Origin of the sequence: Gemmata palustris (assembly GCF_017939745.1) — a bacterium.
GTDB lineage: Bacteria > Planctomycetota > Planctomycetia > Gemmatales > Gemmataceae > Gemmata > Gemmata palustris.
The window spans coordinates 5,823,294-5,840,353 of the sequence record NZ_JAGKQQ010000001.1 but is presented as its reverse complement, the minus strand read 5'-3'; the positions used below and the strand labels follow the sequence as shown (position 1 = coordinate 5,840,353).

Here is a 17,060-nt window from a genome sequence, read left to right as displayed (position 1 = left end):
CATGAAGTTACACATCCTCATCGCCGCCGTGCTCGGGCTCTTCGCCACGGGTGCATCCGCGGCGACCTGCACCACGCCCATCTGCAAGACCGACGGCACGCTCTCCGTTAACAGCGGCGGCACCATCGACTTCGAGTCGGGCTCTGCCGTTGAAACCAGCGGGCTCACCTTTTCCACCGCCCTGACCGGCAACCCGCTGTTGCAAGTCACGAAGGCCACGGTCACCACGGCCCAGGCGAACGCCGGGCAGACGATCCTGGCCAGTGCCACCGGCAAATCCATTGTCGTCGGCGCGGGCTTCGGGTTGTACGCGAGCGGCACGGCTTCCGGGGCCACCTCGGTCAGCCTCAAGTGCTCGGGCGGCAACATTATCGCGACCTTCCCGATTGCGGCCCTGGTCGACGCCACGCCCGTCGGTGCGTTTTCCTCGGTCAACGGTGCGTCGATTACCCGCGGCACGGCGCTCGTGAGTGGGTGCCCGTCCGGTGAGGCGGTGCAGGTGTCCTCGGCCGGTACGCTCGCCACGACCACGCACCTGTTCATCAACTTGCCGTACACCGTGCAGTAATGCCGGTTCTCGTGCCCGCGCTTCTCCACGCCACAGCGCTCATCGTCGCCCTGCTCGTGCAGACGACGGCGAGCCCGCTGGCGGGAGCGTGGGTGCTGTTCTTCATCGCCGGGTGCGCGGCTCTTCTTTACCGGGGTGACTTCCGGGGGAGTAAGCCCGCCACCTGGCACTTCACTTTGATCTGGCTCGTTGCGATCAGCGCGTCCGCGTTCCTGTTGGCACCGGTCCGCGGGGGTGCCGCGACACTGGCGATCCTCGCCGCGATGCCCGCCCTGGCCCTGTGCCTGAAGCGGGAGGATCTCCCGAGCTACTTCGGGTGCTTCGGCACCGTGCTCGCAGTGTACGCCGCCGGTCTCATCACCCAGTACGCCCTCGGGGTCCAGTACACGGAATACAACTTCAACGGCGTGGCGTGGCCGCTCTTGAACCCGAACAACGCGGCGGCGGTGCTCAACTGCGGGCTGATCCCGGCCTTCTGGGCGGGCTTCCGCAACACGAAATACTGGCTCCTGGCGATTCTCTTCGCTGCAGCCCTCTACTGCACGCAATCGTTTGCCGGTGGGGCCTCGGCGATCATGGCCTGCGGGCTCATCCTGATCGGACAAATCGGGTTCCGTCCCGTTCTGGCACTCGGTGCGGCCGGTGGTTCCGCTCTTGCGGTCCTCTGTCTCGTCTCGCCCGGTGTGTACGAATCGCTTTTCGGCGAGGCCGTGAAATCGTTTACCTACCGCTTCCCGATCTGGGGGGCGTCGGCGTCACTGCTCCAACTCGCCCCGCAGACCGGGCTCGGGCTCGGGAGCTTCGCGTACTACTACGCACAGGTCCGTACCGAGGGCCTCTCCAGCGGGTTCTACGCGCACAACGACGTGCTCCATTTGGCCGTGGAAGCGGGAATCCCGGTCGCACTGATCTTCTGCGCCCTCGCGGCGTGCGTTGCTATCAGCACACGGAAACACAATGTGGCCCCCGCCTGCGCCCTGTTCGTCGTGTTCCTACAGGGCATGGTCGAGTTCCAGTTTTATGTCCCGGCGGTGAGCATCCTCGCCGGGCTCACCCTCGCGTGGCACGCCCACGCACGAAAGGAGTCACTCGCATGAAAAACTACCGCATCCTGAAGTCCTTCAAGGGCTCTCAAACGGGCCACGATTGCCACGAGTTCGAGGCGGGCACCGAAGCCCGGCTGTCCGATTCACTGGCCGAAGTCGTGGTGAAAGAAGGTTGGGCCGAATTGATTGCTCCAGTTCCCGAACCGGAACCCGAAATCGAAGCCGTCGTCGACGCCGAAGCCCGCGAAACGAAGGTCATTAAACCGGAAGAAACCAAGCCGGTGAAGCCGCTGCTCACCAAGAAGCCGAAGAAGTAAATGTCGCTCCGCCGCCACATCCGCGTTACCACGCCCCCGGCCAGTGAGCCGGTCACCGTGGCCGAGGCGAAGCTGTGGCTCAAGGTCGACGGGGACGATGACGACGACCTGCTGACGGGACTCATCGCCGCCGCTCGTGAGGCCGCCGAATCCTTCACTGGGCGCGCGTTCATAACCCAAGCCGTGACCCTCACGCTCGATCTCGGGTGCTCGGGATGGGCGAACGAGTTGCCCGACGGAGTGTACGACCTGCCGGTTTCCGCCCTGTACGGCGCACTCCCGCGTATCATCTCGCTCTCCCGCCCGCCGGTGAGTGCCATTACGTCGGTGACGACAACCGATACCACGAACACCGCCACCGCCTTTTCCTCCGCCAACTACACACTGGACGCCGCCGGGAGCCGCCTGCTCCTGAACGACGGGAGCTACTGGCCCACGAATTTACGCCCCGCTGCCGCGATCTCCGTACTGACCGCCAACGGGTATGGGGCCACCGGCGCGTCAGTGCCGCAACCGATCCGCCACGCGATTCTCATGCACGTGGCGAGCATGTACGAATCACGCCTCGTGTGCGACTTACCTGCCGCCTGCCGCGCCCTCCTCCAACCGTTCAAGGTGTATGGCGAAGTGTAGCGCACCGCTCTTTGCCAAGCTCGACAAGCGGGTCACCCTCCAGACCGAGACGCAGACCGCTGACGGCCAGGGCGGGTTCACCACCGCGTGGTCGGATGTGGTCACGCTCTGGGCATCCGTTGAACCGCTCAAGGGATACGAGCGGATGGTCGCCCAGCGCCTCGACACGCACCTCACGCACCGGGTGACACTCCGCTACCGCTCGGAAGTCTACACGGCCCGCCGCCTGGTGCTCGAGGGCCGCGTGCTCGACATCAAGGAAGTGCTGAACGAGAACGAAGCGAACCGGTACCTGAAGCTCCTGTGCGCCGAGCGCCTGGAGGACCGCGGGAGCTGGGAGACGACCCCGGGCAACTGGGAAACCATTGACACGCCGTGGGAGGCCATCGGGTAACACATGACGACACTGACCGGCACGAAGCCGAGAAACACCTACAAGGATCTGCTCCAGATCTCGAACGGCAACGCCGGGATCGACGCGACGCCCCGCGCGGTCGAGGACGGCGAGGGAACGCCGAGCCCGCTCCAGCTGTCCAGTAACGCGGTCAACATCGAATCCGGGTTCAAACTCGGGGGCACCGCCGTCTCCGTGGCCGGGATCGCTCTCCTGACCGCGACCGACGAGGCCGCCCAGCGCGCGGCCCTGGAACTGACCGTGCCCACCTATTTCACCGGCGACAACACCGGCGCGACCGACGTCGCTTCGGCCGTCACCACCCTATTCTCCGCCGACGGCACCTACGCCTTTCCCGCCGGCACGTACACGTGCGGGGCGGTTTCCGTCACCGGCCGGAACCTGACCATCGACTTCGCGGAAGGGGCGGTTCTCGAAGCTCTGTCCGGCACGGACGTCGTGTGGACGTTCACCAATTGCAACATCCGCATCAAAAACTTCAAGGGCGACGGCAAGAACCTCGCGCAGAACATGATCAAAATGGACGGCGGCACCTTGATCGGGGCCGACAACGTCCAGATCGTCAACATGGGCCGCCCCGGTACCACTGCTACCAATCTGGTCACCGGGCTGTGGCTCAAGAACCTGACCTCGGCCCGCATCGGCCGTGCCGTGTTCGCCGACTTCGCGTGCGTGGGCAACGGCACGCTGGGTGACGGCGTGGGAGCCTGCCGGGGCATCTACATCGAAGGGTGCGGGTGGGTGGACGTCGATCACTTCGAGATGAGCGGGGGGACCGCAAACGAGGACTCCGACTTCTTCCAGGTGCAGCTCAACAACGTCGGCGGGGTCATTAAAAACTTCGTCGCCCGGTACAACGGCAACACGCGCCGCTGTTTCAAACAGCAGTCCGGCCGGTGGACCATCCTCAATGCCGACATCCGCCCCGGGTCCGATTTCACCGCCGACAGCGTTTCCACCAGCGCCGGCACGTACAACGTGAACTGCGTCGATTACGCGGGGACCGGCACGAGTGACACGCTCGACGTGGTCAGCGGGTACATCGACGCCTCTGGGTACGCCACCGGCGTGAGTAACAACTCGGGTGCGAGCGTCCGGGTCCATTCGGGCGTCCACCTCAAGGGCGGCACGCTGGACGTGATCCGCACGAACCCGGATTCCGGCTCCCCCCAGAACCAGACCTCGATCGGGTTCTACGCGAGCCCGACCGCCGGACACAGCGGGGTGCGCGGCGCGCGCATCCAGAACTTCGGCCGGGGGGTGGTTCTCCAGGGCAATTACACCTACTGCGAGAGCGCCGAGTTCATCGACCCGACCGCGTTCATGGCCGAGGTCGGCACCTCCGCCCAGAAATCGAACATCCGGTTCACCGGCAACCGGTGCCGCACCCAGACCTCGGGCTACCTGAATCTGACACGCATCGTGCGCGTGTTCAACGTGCTCAACTTCGACGTCAGCAACAACGAGCTGATCCAGGACGGGAACACGGGCCACGCGACCCGGTTCATCGACTTCACCGACGCAAACGCCGTCGGCCGGTGCCACGGGAACAAGGCCCCGAGTGGGGTCACGGTTCAGAACGGCACCGCCGTCGGGCTCGAGTTCTCGGGCACTAACGGCGCGGTGCTCGTGCCCTCGGTCAACACCGCCGCCGTCGGAAACGTGGGCACCGGTGAGGACAACCTGCGCACGTACTTGCTCCTGGCCGGCAGGTTCAACACCGCCGGGAAGGGCATCCGCATCACCGCCTGGGGGACGGGGGCCAACAACGCCAAGACCCTCAAACTGTACTTCGGCTCCACCGTCATTCTCACCGCGTCCCTCACCACGAGTCAGGCGAACCGCTGGCGCGTCGTCGCCGAAGTCTATTCCACCGGCACCGACGCTCAGGATTACGTGGCCCAGTTCATCCAGGGCGGTACCGTCTCGCAGGCGGACGTGAACGTGGGCTCGTCTACCGAGGACGACGGGGCCACGATCACCATCAAGTGTACCGGCGAGGCCACCACCACCAACGACATCGTGCAGGAGGGGCTCCTCATCGAGTCCCTGACCGGCAACGCCCTTTAACCCGCCCGCAACGGAGGCCCCATGCCCAACTCCTATGAATTCCAACCGAACGACGCCTACAACCTGACCGCGACCATCGCCAGCGGGCAGACCACGAGCGCCGAGATCGACCTCACGGGGGCCGACTTGTGCGGGCTGTTCATGCCCGCCGCGTTCACCGGCACCACCATCAAGATCCAGGCCGCGCCCGCTTCCGGCGGCACCTTCGTCACCGTGCAGTCGGGCGGGGCCGATTACGCGCTCCCGGTCGCCGCGTCCAAGTACGTGCCGATTGAAAACCTGGCGGTCGTCGCCGGGCTCCGGTTCATCAAGCTCGTGTCCGGCTCCTCCGAAGGGGCCGACCGCAGCATCACCCTCGCCGTGCGGCCCGTGTAAATGTCCGCTCTGCTCACCCTCCTCAGTTCGATAGGCTCCGACATGTCCGTGATCTCAACTACTTTCGCCAATCTCCCATCCGCCGCTGCTGCCGGAAACAATATCTACCGTGTGACCGACATCGGAGGTGGGGCACTCTTCATTTCCACCGGCACGATTTGGAAGCCGGTCGGCGGGTCCTGCGTGCTCGCGTCCTCCTCCGTCTCTGGCGTGAGCGTAACCGGCACTACCAGTGAAACGACGCTGGCCACGGTGACGATCCCCGCCGGACTGATGACTGCCAACGGGGCGCTGCGGGTCCGCACGCTCTGGAGCTACACCAACAGCGGAAACAACAAGGTTCCGCGCATGCGCCTCGGTGGCATCGGGGGCACGGTCTTTATGGGGCCGACGTTTACGACCACCGCCTCGGCGCAGATCGACAGCGACGTCCGTAACCGCGGGGCGGCCAACTCGCAGGTGAGCTGGAACTTCTCCAGCTTGGGCATCGGCTCGTCGACCGGAGCGCCAACAACCGGCTCCGTCGATACCGCCACCGCCCAGGACCTGGTATTCACCGGGCAGCTCACCAACACCGGCGAGACCATCACGCTGGAGAGCTACCGCGTCGAGCTGGTGATCCCGTAATGGACTTTACCGTTTCCGTCTCCGGACCCGATCCCGCCAAGTGGGGGGCGAAAGCCAGAGTCATCGAGATGGAGGTGAAAAAGGCCCTCCTCGCGTCCGCCCAGCGGGTGGAGAAGGAAGCCAAGGAATCCATCGCCCGCGGCCCGAAATCCGGGCGGTTGTATCAACGCCGCTCGGTCACGCACCGCGCGTCGGCCCCGGGCGAGGCCCCGGCCACCGACACCGGGCGGCTCATCAATTCAATTAATTCGTACCTCGACAGCACCGCGCTCAGTAGCTTCGTGGTCGCGGGTCGCGGCATCGTCACCTACGCGCGCCACCTGGAATACGGCACCGCGAACATGGCCGAGCGCCCGTTCATGGCCCCGGCACTGGAGCGCAGCAAACCCTTCATCCGCGAACGCATGGCGAAAGCCGTGAACGACGGCATCCGCAAATGACGCTCGCCAGTAACGCCCTTCAAAAAGCGATCTACGACCGACTCACGGATCAGATCACCGACACGCCGGTCTACGACCACGTGCCGCAGGGTTCACCCATGCCGTTCGTCCGTATCGGCGCGATCACCGCCCTCAACTGGGACACCAAATCCGACACCGGCGACGAGCTGAGCGTGACAATCCACGCGTTCGACAGCGCGGCGGGCAAGAAGGGCGTGCAGACGCTGCTCGGGCAGATCAAGCAGGCGCTGCACCGGCAAGAAGCCAATCTCACGCTCACCGGACACGCGCTGGTCACACTCGAATACACCGCTGCCGACGCGGACGTGGAACCCCAGGGCGAGGTCGAAACCGACCGGTACCAGCACGGGGTGATCCGGTTCCGCGCGCTGGTGAAGAACAGTTAACCAACGGGCCAAGGAGGGCTTAACACATGACAAATTATAAGGGCAGGGACTTCCTGCTGAAGAACGGCACGTGGAGCGGGGGCACGGCTATCGCCGACTGCCGCACGCACAGCTTGCGCATCAACCACGAACTCGTGGACATCACCAACAAGAGCAGCAACGGGTACCGCACACTTCTCGAAGGGGCGGGTGTGAAATCGGTCACCGTCACGTTCGGCGGGGTGATGACCAACGACACCGGGTTCGAGACGTTCCAGGGGTACGCCAACGCCGGGAGCATCAACGCGCACGCGCTCGGATGGGCCGACGGGGACACGCTGGAGGGCAGCTTCCAGGTATCGAGCTTCGAGATCACCGGCGAGTACAACGGCGAGCAGACGTTCACCGCCACCCTCGAATCCAGCGGCAGCTGGACCTTCACCGGCGCGTAAGGGAGGTAGCACATGGCAACGCTCACACAGCAGACGGCGGTTTTCACCGGCCTCAACTTCACCTACGATTCCGCGTCCACCGGCGACGTGTTCGCCAACGACGGCAAGACGGTACTCGTGTTCCTCAACGCCAACGCCTCGAGCCGCACGCTCACCATCACCGGCAACGCCTTCTCCAAGCCCGGCTTCGGTGACATCTCCGCCGCCGACGCGGGCGAAACCGTGACCATCCCCGGCTCCGGCACCAACGGCGGCAAATGCGTCGTCGGCCCGTTCCCGCAGGACCGATTCAACAACTCGAGCGGTCAGGTGAGCTACACGCTCGACAACGCCACCGGCATGTCCGTGGCCGCGATCCGGCTGAACGGTTACGCATGACCGAGCACTTAGTTTCCCCCGACTACTCCTTCACCCTCGCGGATCGCAGCTTTACGCTCGACGGCAGTTTCGCCACACTCAAGGCCGTGCAGCACGCCTTCAAAGAGGATCTGCTCGCGGTACAAGCCCGAGTACTGGAGATGCGTCAGGACGAGATCGCCCTGCTGCTCGCCACCGGGTGTGGTGAGAAAGAACAGGACACCGGTGCGTGGCTCCTCGACGAGGTCGGGGTGACCGGAACCGAGTACCAGCTCCTGCGCGGGCACCTGATGGCCTGGCTCCTCGTGGCCATGACGCCCAAACGTGAACGCGCGGAGCGAAAGAAAACGATGGGGGAGCTGATCGGGCGGCTGACCGCCCCGTCCGGTTCCTCTGGAACGAGTACCAGGAACTCGCACTCGGCGTCCTCCGCTGGCCCCCGCCCGCGTTTTGGCAGAGCAACGTCTGGGAGCTGACCCGCGCGTTCGACGGGTTCGCCTCTTATAAGGGGGTGAAGAAGAAGTTTGATCCGACCGCGTATCCCGATGCGAAAAGCCGGGACGCACTGAAACAACGATTGGAGAGGGAACAGCAGCACCGTGGCGACGCTTGACGAACTGAAGATCACCATTACTGCCGACTCGGCCCAGCTGGAGCGCGCGTTGAAAAACGCCCAACAGCAGACCCAGGACACGGGCAACCGGATGAGAGCCGTGCTCACCGATCTGCGGGGGCAGTTCGCCGCACTCGTCCCGGCGCTCTCCGTCGCGGCTGTGGTGAGTTTCGGCCGGCAGGCGTTCGCCGCCGCCGACCACATCAACGATCTGGCCCAGCGGACCGGGTTCGCCGGGAGCACACTCTCCGCCCTGAACACCCCGCTCAAGCAGTCGGGATCGAGCCTGGACGAGTTCGCGGGGGCAATGGCCCGGCTCAACAACGCCCTCGGCGAGGCCCAGACCGGTAACCATGAGACGGTCAAATCGTTCGACCAGCTCGGGCTCAGCGTCACGAAACTGCTCGCGCTGCCGCAGGAGGAACGCTTCTTCGCCGTCGCACGAGCACTGTCGGGTCTGAAGGACATCACCCAGCAGCAGGCCGCCGCACAGAATCTGATGGGACGCGGGGCTGCCGTGCTGATCCCGCTCATCAACGAGCTGGGCGGCAATATGCAAAAACTTGTGGACGATGCCAAGCGCACCGGCAAAGCGATCAGCGACGAGGATCTGAAGCGCATCGACGAGTTCGGGGACAAGTGGACCGCGGTCGTGGAGCAGCTCCAGGTGAGCTTCACCGCGTTCACGCCGGTACTCGACGCGGTCGTGGAAGCGTTTCAGACGCTCCGCGTGCTCAACCCGGTCGAGCTCGGTTCCCGGATCGGCCGGACCATCGGCGAGGAATACACCGGCCAGGCCGGGTACGGACGTAAGGCGAAGGCCGGCGGGTTCGCGACCGAAGCGACCGTGGTCAGCGGTTACACGTTCGACGCCAAGGGCAACCTGGTCCCGCCGGGAGCGAAAGCGAATCCCGCCGCCGGGAGCAACGCCGGGCTGCTCAAGGGCACCGACAAGGACACCGAAAAAGCGGTCGAGGACTACGACACGCTCAACAACGAGATGGAGCGGTACCTCACGAACCTGGAGAACGAGCGCGAGCTGGCCGGGCTCTCGGGCAAGGCTCTGGAAGTGCGAAAAGCCATCCTGGAAGCCACCGCGATCGCAACGAAGGACGGCAATCTCCTGTCGGAGGAAGCCGTGCAGCAGATCACCGCCGAAGTCGAGGCGACTTACGACTTACAGGAGGCCCAGCGGAAGCTCGAGCAACAGACCCGGGATGCGACCGAAACCCAGCGTGAGCTGACCAACGCGTTCCGCGACGGGTTGACCGAGATCGTTCTCCACTTCGACAGCGCCCGGGACGCGGCCAAGAACTTCTTCGAGGAAATCGCCTCACAAATCATCAAGCGCAAGATCACCGGCCCGCTGGCCCAGGGGATTGGCGACGCACTCGGGGGTGACATCTTCGGGAGCATTGGTGGACTGTTGGGCTTCGCCGACGGCGGCCGTCCCCCGGTCGGGCGTGCATCGATTGTCGGTGAAAACGGTCCCGAACTGTTCGTGCCGGATTCCGCCGGGACGGTCATCCCCAACGGGGCGATGGGCGGGAAGTCCGTCACCGTTACCAACGTCTTCAACATCAGCACCGGCATCCAGGGCACGGTGCGTCAGGAACTCATGAGCATGATGCCCGCGATTACGGCCAACACCAAGGCCGCCGTCTTCGGGGCCATCGAGCGCGGGGGCAGTGAATCACGCATGGTCGGGAAGCGCAACTGATGCCCATTGATATGCCCGCCGCTCCCGGATTCGTTCGCAGCTCGTTCGGACTGGAAGCCCACACCCAAACCTTTACCTCGCCGCTCACCCGCAACACCCAGCGCCTGGTTCTGACCGGGGGCCGGTGGCGCGCCGATTACACGCTGCCCAAGATGAACGCCCGCCAGGCCGGGCCGTGGATGGCGTTCCTCGACCAGTGCGAGGGCATGGCCAACACGTTCAACGCTTACGACCCGGACCGCCAACGGCCGCTCGGTGCGGGCACCGGCACCCCGCTGGTGAAGAACGCCTCACAGACCGGATCAAGCCTCACCACCGACGGCTGGACCAACAGCACGCTGGTACTCAAGGCCGGGGATTATTTCTCGGTGAATGGTGAACTGAAGCGGGTGATCGCCGACGTGACCAGCGACGGGAGCGGGAACGCGACCGTCACCTTCAAGCCCGCCCTCCGCAGCAGCCCCGCCGACAACGCCCCGCTCACGCTCACGAAGCCGACCTGCACGATGATCCTGGAGAGCGACCAGCAAGGATTCTGGGAGTGCGACCACAACGGGATTTACCAGGAGAAAACCTTCAGCGCCTACGAGGTGTTCTGACGTGACCCGCAGCATCTCGGCCCCCAACGAATCCGCCTCGCAAGCCGCGACGATCTATCCGGTGTACTTCGTCAAGCTCCAGTTCGATACGGGCGACGTGTGCCTCCACACCGGGCTCGGCTCGATCAGTTTCGGCGGCGACACGTACACCGGCACCGGGGCCATCGGCTCCATCGGTGGCGTCGACGAGGACGCGGACCTGAGCCGCACCACGTTGGAACTCACGCTCCGCGGGCTCCCGACGGATCTGGTTAGCGTCACCCTCAACGAATACTACCAGGGGCGGCGGGCGACGCTCTATGGGGGCTATTTGGATGCTACCAGCCAGCAACTCGTCGACACCCCGTTCATACTGTACCGCGGGCGCATGGACACGGCGGCCGTCGAGCAGGAGGAAACCGTTTCCATCCGGCTGACCGTCGAGAGCCGGTTCGCGGCCTGGGACCGGCCACTGACGCGCCGGTACAACGGTGCCGACCAGCAGCTCCGGTACCCCGGCGACCGTGGGCTGGAGTACGTCGAGCAGACGACCGAAAAACCCCTGTTCTGGGGCCAGAAGGCCCCGGCATGAGGACAGAAGGCTGGGAATCCCTTCTCAACGAATACGTCGCGGCCAGCGCGGGCAAGGAGTTCGACTGGGGCGAACACGACTGCGGCCTGTGGTCCGGCACGTGGGTGCTGCTCTGCACCGGCCGGGACTTCGTTTCCCGGTGGAAGGGCACGTACCGCACGACTCGGGGCGCGAAGCTCGCAATGGCTCGGCTCGGGTTTAACGGAGTCGAAGCCGTTGCCGCCGATGCTCTTGAGGAAAAACCCGTACCGCTCGCCCGGCGCGGCGATCTCGTGCTGCACCCACAGGGGGCGCTCGGGATCTGCAACGGCCGCGTGAGTCACTTCGTCACCGCATCCGGTCTCACCACGATTGATACGCTCGCCTGCACGCGCGCGTGGGGCGTCGACTAATGCCCGCCGTCATCCCCGTCGTTGCTGCGGTTGCCGGTGCGGCCACCACCGCCGCAATCGGTACCGGGCTGCTCGCGTCGGCCGCCGGGTTCGTAGTCTCCGCCGCCGTCAACCAGCTCGGCTCCCGTGCCCTGACCAAGAAAGCCAAAGCCCCGTCGTTCTCCAATGAGGCGAGTGGCCGATCGGTCACCGTCCGCAGCAGCGTCGAGAGCCACAAGATCGTCTACGGCCGTGCCCGCGTGTCCGGCCCGCTGGTATTCGCCCACACCGCGCGCGGGATCAACTTCCTGGGTGATGCGGTGGACCGCGACAACGCGTTCCTGCACCTCGTCATCCCGCTCGCCGGGCACGAGGTCGATTCCATCGGCGACATTTATTTGAACGACGAAGTGGTTCCACTCGACGGGAACGGGTGGGCCAGCTCCGGCTCCTACTTCACCGAGGGCAACGCCTGGGTCCGGGTGCTGAAATACACCGGTGCCGCCGATCAAGTCGCTAGCACCGAGCTGATCCACGAGTGCCCGAGTCTGTGGACCGAGGCACACCGGCTGCGCGGCATCGCGTACATCTACGTGCGCCTCCAGTATTCCATCGACGTGTTCCCCAACGGCATCCCCAACATCTCGGCCGTGGTCGACGGCAAGAAGCTGTACGACCCGCGAACGGGTTTGACCGTCTGGAGTGACAACGCGGCGCTCTGTATCCGCGATTACCTGACCGCCGATTACGGTTTCGGGTGTGAGGCGGACGAGATCGACGATTCGTACTTCATTGCCGCCGCCAACGTGTGCGACGAGAGCGTCACGCTCGCTTCCGGCTCCACGCAGGCCCGGTACACGTGCAACGGGGTCGCGGACACCGCCACCGCGCCGCTCGAGAACCTGCAGCAGCTCGTCACATCACTCGCCGGGGCCGTGACCTACGTGCAGGGCGCGTTCCGGTGCCACGCGGCCGCCTACGACACACCCGCCGGAAGCATCACCACGGCGATCATGGCCGGACCGCTCCAGATGGTCGCCCGCGCCCCCCGCAAGGATCTGTTCAACGCGGTCAAGGGCACGTTCGTGGACCCGGACCAGAACTGGCAGCCGACCGACTTCCCGGCCGTTACCAACAGCACCTACCAGGCCCAGGACAACGGCGAACAGATCGTCCGGGACATCGAGTTACCGTTTACGAACCACCCGGTCGCCGCCCAGCGCATCGCCAAGGTGGTCCTCGAGAAGGGCCGCCAGGGGATCACGGTCACCGTGCCCGTTATGCACCACGCCCTGAAATACGCGGTCCACGACGTGGTGACGCTCGACAACGCCCAGCTCGGGTGGAGCGCCAAGCCGTTCCGCATCACCAAGTGGAGCCTGCAACCGCCCGGTCCGGTGGTGCTCACGCTCCAGGAAGAATCGAGCGCTAGCTACGACTGGAACAGCGGCGAAGAAACCACCGCCGACGCCGCCCCGGACACGAACCTGCCGAACCCGCTCAACGTTTCGCCCCCCGGCCCGCTGACCGTCACCGAGTCCAAGTACGTGACCCGCAACGGGGACGGGGTGAAGGCCAAGGCCACGCTCGCCTGGGTCGCGTCCCCCGACGCGTTCCTCGCCGCCTACCAGGTGCGGTACCGCCTCACCTCGGCCGCCGAATGGACGTACCTCCCGCGCGTCTCGGGAACGAACTCGACGGACATCGAGGACATCGTCCCCGCCAGCTACGTGTTCGCCGTCGCCGCCGTCAACACCCTCGGCGTGCTGTCCGAATATTCCACGCAGCCCCAAGCCATTAACGGGCTGTTGGACCCGCCGACCGAGCCGCAGAACCTGACCATTGCCACGATTGGCGGGCTCGCCATTCTCTCCTGGGACCCGTTCACCGGGCAGGACAACCTGGACGTGCGGATCGGGGGCAAGGTCGTGTTCCGGCACTCCCCGAACACCGCCGACGGGTGGACCGCGAGCACCACCATCGGCACCGCCGCTGCGGGCTCCGCCACCAGCCACGCCCTGCCACTGAAGCCGGGGATTTATCTCGCCAAGTGCGTGGACGCGAGCGGGATCGAATCCACGACCGCCGCCAGCGTCACCACGGTTCAGGCCACGGCCCTCGCTTACGCCAACGTCACCACCCTCACCGAGCACCCCACGTTCCCCGGCACCAAGACCGACTGCGCGGTCGACGGGAGCACGCTCAAGCTCTCCGGGAGCGGGGACTTCGACGACATCCCGGACCTGGACGCGGTCCCGGACCTGGACGGGTTCGGCGGGGTGGAATCGAGCGGCACCTACGACTTCTCCGGGGGCATCGACCTCGGGTCGGTCCGCCGGGTGCGACTCACCAGCCACGTACTCGCGGCCATCGACAACCAGCGGGACCGGCTCGACGACCGCACATCTCTCATGGACGACTGGCTCGACTTCGACGGGGCCGGAGCGGCCAGTGCGGACGCCAAGGTGTACGTGCGGGCCACCGACGACGACCCGGCGGGCAGCCCCACCTGGGGCGCGTGGCAGAAGCTCGATTCGGGCGAGTTCTACGCTCGCGGCTTCGAGTTCGAGTGCGAGCTGACCTCGTCCGACCCCGCGTACAACATCCTGATTTCTGAACTTTCTGTAACCGCCGACGAGGTAGCTTAAATGAGCCAACACGACATGGTCATCGACAACGCGAGCGGAGCAACCGCCCGTGCCGACATCAACGCCGCGCTCCAGGCGCTCGCCAGCACGAGCAGCGGAAATTCGGCCCCCGCCACCCCGTACTCCGGGCAGCTCTGGCTCGACACGAACACGCCCAGCACGACGCTCCAAACGCTCGCCATTTACGACGGCACCGATTGGATCACGCTCGGGTACGTGGACGTGACGAACAACAAGGCGTTTTCGTTACAGGGCGGGGTGCCGGGAACCGCGGCATCGGCCGGAACCGTGGATCTGAGCGCGGTTTACTCACGCGCGGTGGACGTCACCGGTACGACCACCATCACCGCGATAACGTTGGCCGAGGGCGACTGGCGCATCGTTCGCTTCACCGGCGCGCTCACGCTGACCCACGGCTCCAGCCTGGTGCTCCCGGGAGCCGCCAACATCACCACCGTGGCCGGGGATTTCGCCGTGTTCCAGGGGTACGGTTCCAGCGTGGTCCGGTGCGTCGGGTACTTCCCGACCCTCGCCCCGCCCAGCGAGGGCACGTACACGGTGGCCCTGACGTGCGGAACCAGCGGCACGATTACCGTCAACACCTCCAACGACACCGGCTCCTACGAGCGCCACGGGAACATGGTCACGGTGCGAGGAACGGTCGCGGTCTCTTCCGTGTCTTCCCCGGCCGGTCAGCTCCGCATCTCACTGCCGTTCGCCGCCGCCAACCTGGCCGAGGGCGGGAACGCGGGCGCGGGCATCTGCATCCTGGACGGGACCGTCTCCTCGAACGCGGGTGTGAATGCCGCCGCGGTCTCCGAGGGCAACACGTACATGACGTGCTACACGAACACCGCGACCTCGCTCTCGAGCCTGCTCGCGAACCAGATCCAGGCGGGCACCACCGTCATCTTCTCGGCCACCTACCGCGCCGCGTAAGGAGGGCCTATGGCATACCGAGCAAACGTCGTCGATTCCGGGGCTACACTCGGCTACACGTCCGATTCCACCGTCCGCGCGGCCAACAAAGCCGCTCTTCTGGCGGCGATTTCAACCGCGAAAACCATCGAGATCCCGGGCGAACTCTATCTGCCCGCCAACGCCGCCATCGACTGGCCCGCCGCCCGCACGCTCGAGGGCTGTGGGCAGTGGGAGGGGCAGGCGGCACTCATCGGCGACGGCAACATTTTGACCCTCACCACGGCGGGCGAGAGCCGCACCATGCGCAACCTCCGCCTCGCGAACGAATCGACGCGAGGCAAGCACGTGTACGCCACGCTCCCCTCGGCGCTCGGGCGCGTCGAGTTCACCAACGTCACCTTCGGCAAAGCCCAGCAGCACGTGTACTGCACCGGCGGGTTCGCCGTGGACTGGGTGTTCGACAAGTCCAAGTTCGAGGACGCGAGCAGCTACAGCCGGTTCTTCGACGGCGGGGTGTCGAGTCTCAAGGACATTGCCGTCACCTGCACGAACAATTACCGGCACGTGTACCTGTCGGCCGAGACCGGGGCCTACGTCGTGACCGTGGCGTCCTTCGGGTCCATCTACGAAGGGGCCACGAACGCGGGATGGTACCTGCTCGCCAGTTCCGGCGACATCTATTCCGTCGAGTTCCACGGCGCGCACTTCGAGCACAACGGCACGGCGACCGGTGGGGCGGACGTGGAGCTCCTGGCGAACAGCGGCCGAACCCTTCACAGCGTCGCCTTCTTCGGGGGCGGGTTCCACGCCCCGAGCACCGGACAGTCCCAGCGCATCGGGATGTACGAGGGCGGCACCATCGGCCGCGTCCTGGTCAACGGCACCATTGTCGAGGGCAACGTCGTACTCGCCCCGAACAGCAACAAGATCCACGTCAACGCCGTCCGCCACGTCGGCAACTCGCCGCAAGCCGCCTGGAAAACCGCAACGTACAGCTGAGCCCTCATGCCCCCTCACGAACGAGAGATTTATGAACGCACCGCCAAGCACGAGATCCGACTCGACGGCCTGGAGCGCCGCGTGGACGATCTCGAGCAGTCCTTCGAGAAGGCCAGCGAGAGCCAGCAAAAGAAATGGTTCACATTTGAAATGATCAAGGTAAAGTGGTCGAGCTTATGTTTGGGATTCTTAATCGCGGGGACCGTTATGGGGGGAAAAATCGACGAGAACAGGGCCATCGCGTTCCTGCGCAAGCTCCTGGGTATCGAGCCGTGACCCGGGTCGCCACGCGGTTCGTGCTCCGCACCCTCATGTTCGGTCAGCTCGTCACGTTTCTCACGTTCGGGCTCGTGAGCGGGGTGGCGATCAAGTACCTGGTCAACGCGGCCCAGGAACAGGCCCGGCTCGACGGGTACGCACAGGTGATTCTCCAACTCCCGCCCGCCGCACTGACGCAACTCACCGTGAAAGACAGCATGTGAAACACTACTATCCACACTTCCGTGACGTTCCCGCAGAAATTTGGCGCTGGCCGGACTTCACGCCCGCCGAAATTGCCTGCAAAGGAACACAGGCCATCATGATCGACTTCGACGCGCTGGATCGCTTGCAAGATGCCCGAACCCGCGCGGGCAAGCCATTTATCATCAACTCCGGATATCGCAGCGAGCAGTACAACCGCCGCATCGGAGGAGCCCCGCACTCCATGCACTTACATGGACGCGCGTTTGACATTTCGCTCTGCTCCCGCAGCGGACGCATGCTTTTTACCAAGCAGGAACTGCTCTCGGTGCTGAAGTCAGCAGGATTCACCGGCTTCGGGGTGCATTACAACAGTTTTGTTCACGCCGATACCGGCACTGCAAGGGAGTGGTAGCAAATGACATGGCTTATCAGACGGCTCAAAGAGCCCAGCACGTGGCGTGGGTTAA

The 17,060-nt window shown here is 65.1% G+C and carries 23 protein-coding genes; all 23 read left to right on the top strand.

The genetic code is table 11. The features are described from left to right. Position 1: 1 nt before the first annotated feature. The 23 genes from J8F10_RS24130 to J8F10_RS24020 all read left to right on the top strand — a co-directional run bounded on the left by J8F10_RS24130 (position 2) and on the right by J8F10_RS24020 (position 17,005). The gene (locus J8F10_RS24130; RefSeq protein ID WP_210658248.1) at positions 2 to 568 is read left to right on the top strand and encodes a hypothetical protein; all 567 of its coding nucleotides are present in this window, start codon (positions 2 to 4) and stop codon (positions 566 to 568) included. Next, positions 568 to 1,665 carry an O-antigen ligase family protein gene (locus tag J8F10_RS24125; RefSeq protein WP_210658246.1) on the top strand — a complete coding sequence of 366 codons (1,098 nt, stop codon included), beginning with the start codon at positions 568 to 570 and terminating at the stop codon, positions 1,663 to 1,665. The genes J8F10_RS24130 and J8F10_RS24125 overlap by 1 nt, the downstream gene beginning before the upstream one ends. Continuing rightward, positions 1,662 to 1,931, top strand: coding sequence for a hypothetical protein (locus tag J8F10_RS24120; protein ID WP_210658244.1), 270 nt, complete (start codon positions 1,662 to 1,664; stop codon positions 1,929 to 1,931). The genes J8F10_RS24125 and J8F10_RS24120 overlap by 4 nt, the downstream gene beginning before the upstream one ends. Further along, a complete protein-coding gene (locus J8F10_RS24115) occupies positions 1,932 to 2,564 on the top strand; it encodes a head-tail connector protein (protein WP_210658241.1) in 633 nt (210 codons plus the stop codon). After that, a complete protein-coding gene (locus tag J8F10_RS24110; protein WP_210658239.1) occupies positions 2,551 to 2,958 on the top strand; it encodes a phage head closure protein in 408 nt (135 codons plus the stop codon). The genes J8F10_RS24115 and J8F10_RS24110 overlap by 14 nt, the downstream gene beginning before the upstream one ends. 3 nt (positions 2,959 to 2,961) lie before the next feature. Beyond that, the gene (locus J8F10_RS24105) at positions 2,962 to 5,049 is read left to right on the top strand and encodes a hypothetical protein (protein WP_210658237.1); all 2,088 of its coding nucleotides are present in this window, start codon (positions 2,962 to 2,964) and stop codon (positions 5,047 to 5,049) included. Between the two features lie 21 nt (positions 5,050 to 5,070). Further along, positions 5,071 to 5,424: a hypothetical protein gene (locus J8F10_RS24100; RefSeq protein ID WP_210658235.1), complete on the top strand. Its 354-nt coding sequence runs from the start codon at positions 5,071 to 5,073 to the stop codon at positions 5,422 to 5,424. 111 nt (positions 5,425 to 5,535) lie between these two features. Next, the gene (locus J8F10_RS24095; protein ID WP_210658233.1) at positions 5,536 to 6,051 is read left to right on the top strand and encodes a hypothetical protein; all 516 of its coding nucleotides are present in this window, start codon (positions 5,536 to 5,538) and stop codon (positions 6,049 to 6,051) included. After that, entirely contained in the window at positions 6,051 to 6,491 is a 441-nt protein-coding gene (locus tag J8F10_RS24090; RefSeq protein ID WP_210658232.1) for an HK97 gp10 family phage protein, read from the top strand. The genes J8F10_RS24095 and J8F10_RS24090 overlap by 1 nt, the downstream gene beginning before the upstream one ends. Beyond that, the gene (locus tag J8F10_RS24085) at positions 6,488 to 6,898 is read left to right on the top strand and encodes a DUF3168 domain-containing protein (RefSeq protein WP_210658230.1); all 411 of its coding nucleotides are present in this window, start codon (positions 6,488 to 6,490) and stop codon (positions 6,896 to 6,898) included. The genes J8F10_RS24090 and J8F10_RS24085 overlap by 4 nt, the downstream gene beginning before the upstream one ends. Before the next feature lie 26 nt (positions 6,899 to 6,924). Then, a complete protein-coding gene (locus tag J8F10_RS24080; RefSeq protein ID WP_210658228.1) occupies positions 6,925 to 7,329 on the top strand; it encodes a phage tail tube protein in 405 nt (134 codons plus the stop codon). A gap of 12 nt (positions 7,330 to 7,341) precedes the next feature. Further along, positions 7,342 to 7,707, top strand: coding sequence for a hypothetical protein (locus J8F10_RS24075; protein WP_210658225.1), 366 nt, complete (start codon positions 7,342 to 7,344; stop codon positions 7,705 to 7,707). Then, positions 7,704 to 8,162 carry a hypothetical protein gene (locus tag J8F10_RS24070; RefSeq protein ID WP_210658223.1) on the top strand — a complete coding sequence of 153 codons (459 nt, stop codon included), beginning with the start codon at positions 7,704 to 7,706 and terminating at the stop codon, positions 8,160 to 8,162. Before J8F10_RS24075 ends, J8F10_RS24070 begins: the two co-directional genes overlap by 4 nt. Before the next feature lie 123 nt (positions 8,163 to 8,285). Further along, positions 8,286 to 10,019, top strand: a complete 1,734-nt coding sequence (locus J8F10_RS24065) for a hypothetical protein (protein WP_210658221.1) — start codon at positions 8,286 to 8,288, stop codon at positions 10,017 to 10,019. Next, positions 10,019 to 10,618 (top strand): hypothetical protein, encoded by a 600-nt coding sequence (locus tag J8F10_RS24060; RefSeq protein ID WP_210658219.1) that lies wholly within the window; start codon positions 10,019 to 10,021, stop codon positions 10,616 to 10,618. Before J8F10_RS24065 ends, J8F10_RS24060 begins: the two co-directional genes overlap by 1 nt. Position 10,619: 1 nt before the next feature. Continuing rightward, positions 10,620 to 11,189, top strand: a complete 570-nt coding sequence (locus J8F10_RS24055; RefSeq protein ID WP_210658217.1) for a hypothetical protein — start codon at positions 10,620 to 10,622, stop codon at positions 11,187 to 11,189. Beyond that, on the top strand, positions 11,186 to 11,581 hold the full coding sequence (locus J8F10_RS24050; RefSeq protein ID WP_210658215.1) for a DUF6950 family protein: 396 nt from the start codon (positions 11,186 to 11,188) through the stop codon (positions 11,579 to 11,581). The genes J8F10_RS24055 and J8F10_RS24050 overlap by 4 nt, the downstream gene beginning before the upstream one ends. Beyond that, a complete protein-coding gene (locus J8F10_RS24045) occupies positions 11,581 to 14,208 on the top strand; it encodes a phage tail protein (RefSeq protein ID WP_210658213.1) in 2,628 nt (875 codons plus the stop codon). The genes J8F10_RS24050 and J8F10_RS24045 overlap by 1 nt, the downstream gene beginning before the upstream one ends. Then, the gene (locus J8F10_RS24040; protein ID WP_210658211.1) at positions 14,209 to 15,147 is read left to right on the top strand and encodes a hypothetical protein; all 939 of its coding nucleotides are present in this window, start codon (positions 14,209 to 14,211) and stop codon (positions 15,145 to 15,147) included. 9 nt (positions 15,148 to 15,156) lie between these two features. After that, entirely contained in the window at positions 15,157 to 16,128 is a 972-nt protein-coding gene (locus J8F10_RS24035; protein ID WP_210658209.1) for a hypothetical protein, read from the top strand. Positions 16,129 to 16,134: 6 nt separating this feature from the next. Further along, positions 16,135 to 16,404, top strand: a complete 270-nt coding sequence (locus J8F10_RS24030; protein WP_210658206.1) for a hypothetical protein — start codon at positions 16,135 to 16,137, stop codon at positions 16,402 to 16,404. Continuing rightward, the gene (locus J8F10_RS24025; RefSeq protein WP_210658204.1) at positions 16,401 to 16,610 is read left to right on the top strand and encodes a hypothetical protein; all 210 of its coding nucleotides are present in this window, start codon (positions 16,401 to 16,403) and stop codon (positions 16,608 to 16,610) included. Before J8F10_RS24030 ends, J8F10_RS24025 begins: the two co-directional genes overlap by 4 nt. After that, positions 16,607 to 17,005: a YcbK family protein gene (locus J8F10_RS24020; RefSeq protein ID WP_210658202.1), complete on the top strand. Its 399-nt coding sequence runs from the start codon at positions 16,607 to 16,609 to the stop codon at positions 17,003 to 17,005. The genes J8F10_RS24025 and J8F10_RS24020 overlap by 4 nt, the downstream gene beginning before the upstream one ends. The last annotated feature ends 55 nt before the right edge of the window (positions 17,006 to 17,060 follow it).

What these genes read in the sequence shown, in the direction of transcription:
- J8F10_RS24060 (WP_210658219.1), top strand. Translation starts at nt 10,019, where the DNA reads ATGCCCATTGATATGCCCGCCGCTCCCGGATTCGTTCGCAGCTCGTTC.
- J8F10_RS24085 (WP_210658230.1), top strand. Translation starts at nt 6,488, where the DNA reads ATGACGCTCGCCAGTAACGCCCTTCAAAAAGCGATCTACGACCGACTC.
- J8F10_RS24090 (WP_210658232.1), top strand. Translation starts at nt 6,051, where the DNA reads ATGGACTTTACCGTTTCCGTCTCCGGACCCGATCCCGCCAAGTGGGGG.
- J8F10_RS24035 (WP_210658209.1), top strand. Translation starts at nt 15,157, where the DNA reads ATGGCATACCGAGCAAACGTCGTCGATTCCGGGGCTACACTCGGCTAC.
- J8F10_RS24070 (WP_210658223.1), top strand. Translation starts at nt 7,704, where the DNA reads ATGACCGAGCACTTAGTTTCCCCCGACTACTCCTTCACCCTCGCGGAT.
- J8F10_RS24110 (WP_210658239.1), top strand. Translation starts at nt 2,551, where the DNA reads ATGGCGAAGTGTAGCGCACCGCTCTTTGCCAAGCTCGACAAGCGGGTC.
- J8F10_RS24130 (WP_210658248.1), top strand. Translation starts at nt 2, where the DNA reads ATGAAGTTACACATCCTCATCGCCGCCGTGCTCGGGCTCTTCGCCACG.
- J8F10_RS24075 (WP_210658225.1), top strand. Translation starts at nt 7,342, where the DNA reads ATGGCAACGCTCACACAGCAGACGGCGGTTTTCACCGGCCTCAACTTC.
- J8F10_RS24125 (WP_210658246.1), top strand. Translation starts at nt 568, where the DNA reads ATGCCGGTTCTCGTGCCCGCGCTTCTCCACGCCACAGCGCTCATCGTC.
- J8F10_RS24030 (WP_210658206.1), top strand. Translation starts at nt 16,135, where the DNA reads ATGCCCCCTCACGAACGAGAGATTTATGAACGCACCGCCAAGCACGAG.
- J8F10_RS24040 (WP_210658211.1), top strand. Translation starts at nt 14,209, where the DNA reads ATGAGCCAACACGACATGGTCATCGACAACGCGAGCGGAGCAACCGCC.
- J8F10_RS24050 (WP_210658215.1), top strand. Translation starts at nt 11,186, where the DNA reads ATGAGGACAGAAGGCTGGGAATCCCTTCTCAACGAATACGTCGCGGCC.
- J8F10_RS24045 (WP_210658213.1), top strand. Translation starts at nt 11,581, where the DNA reads ATGCCCGCCGTCATCCCCGTCGTTGCTGCGGTTGCCGGTGCGGCCACC.
- J8F10_RS24080 (WP_210658228.1), top strand. Translation starts at nt 6,925, where the DNA reads ATGACAAATTATAAGGGCAGGGACTTCCTGCTGAAGAACGGCACGTGG.
- J8F10_RS24105 (WP_210658237.1), top strand. Translation starts at nt 2,962, where the DNA reads ATGACGACACTGACCGGCACGAAGCCGAGAAACACCTACAAGGATCTG.
- J8F10_RS24115 (WP_210658241.1), top strand. Translation starts at nt 1,932, where the DNA reads ATGTCGCTCCGCCGCCACATCCGCGTTACCACGCCCCCGGCCAGTGAG.
- J8F10_RS24100 (WP_210658235.1), top strand. Translation starts at nt 5,071, where the DNA reads ATGCCCAACTCCTATGAATTCCAACCGAACGACGCCTACAACCTGACC.
- J8F10_RS24120 (WP_210658244.1), top strand. Translation starts at nt 1,662, where the DNA reads ATGAAAAACTACCGCATCCTGAAGTCCTTCAAGGGCTCTCAAACGGGC.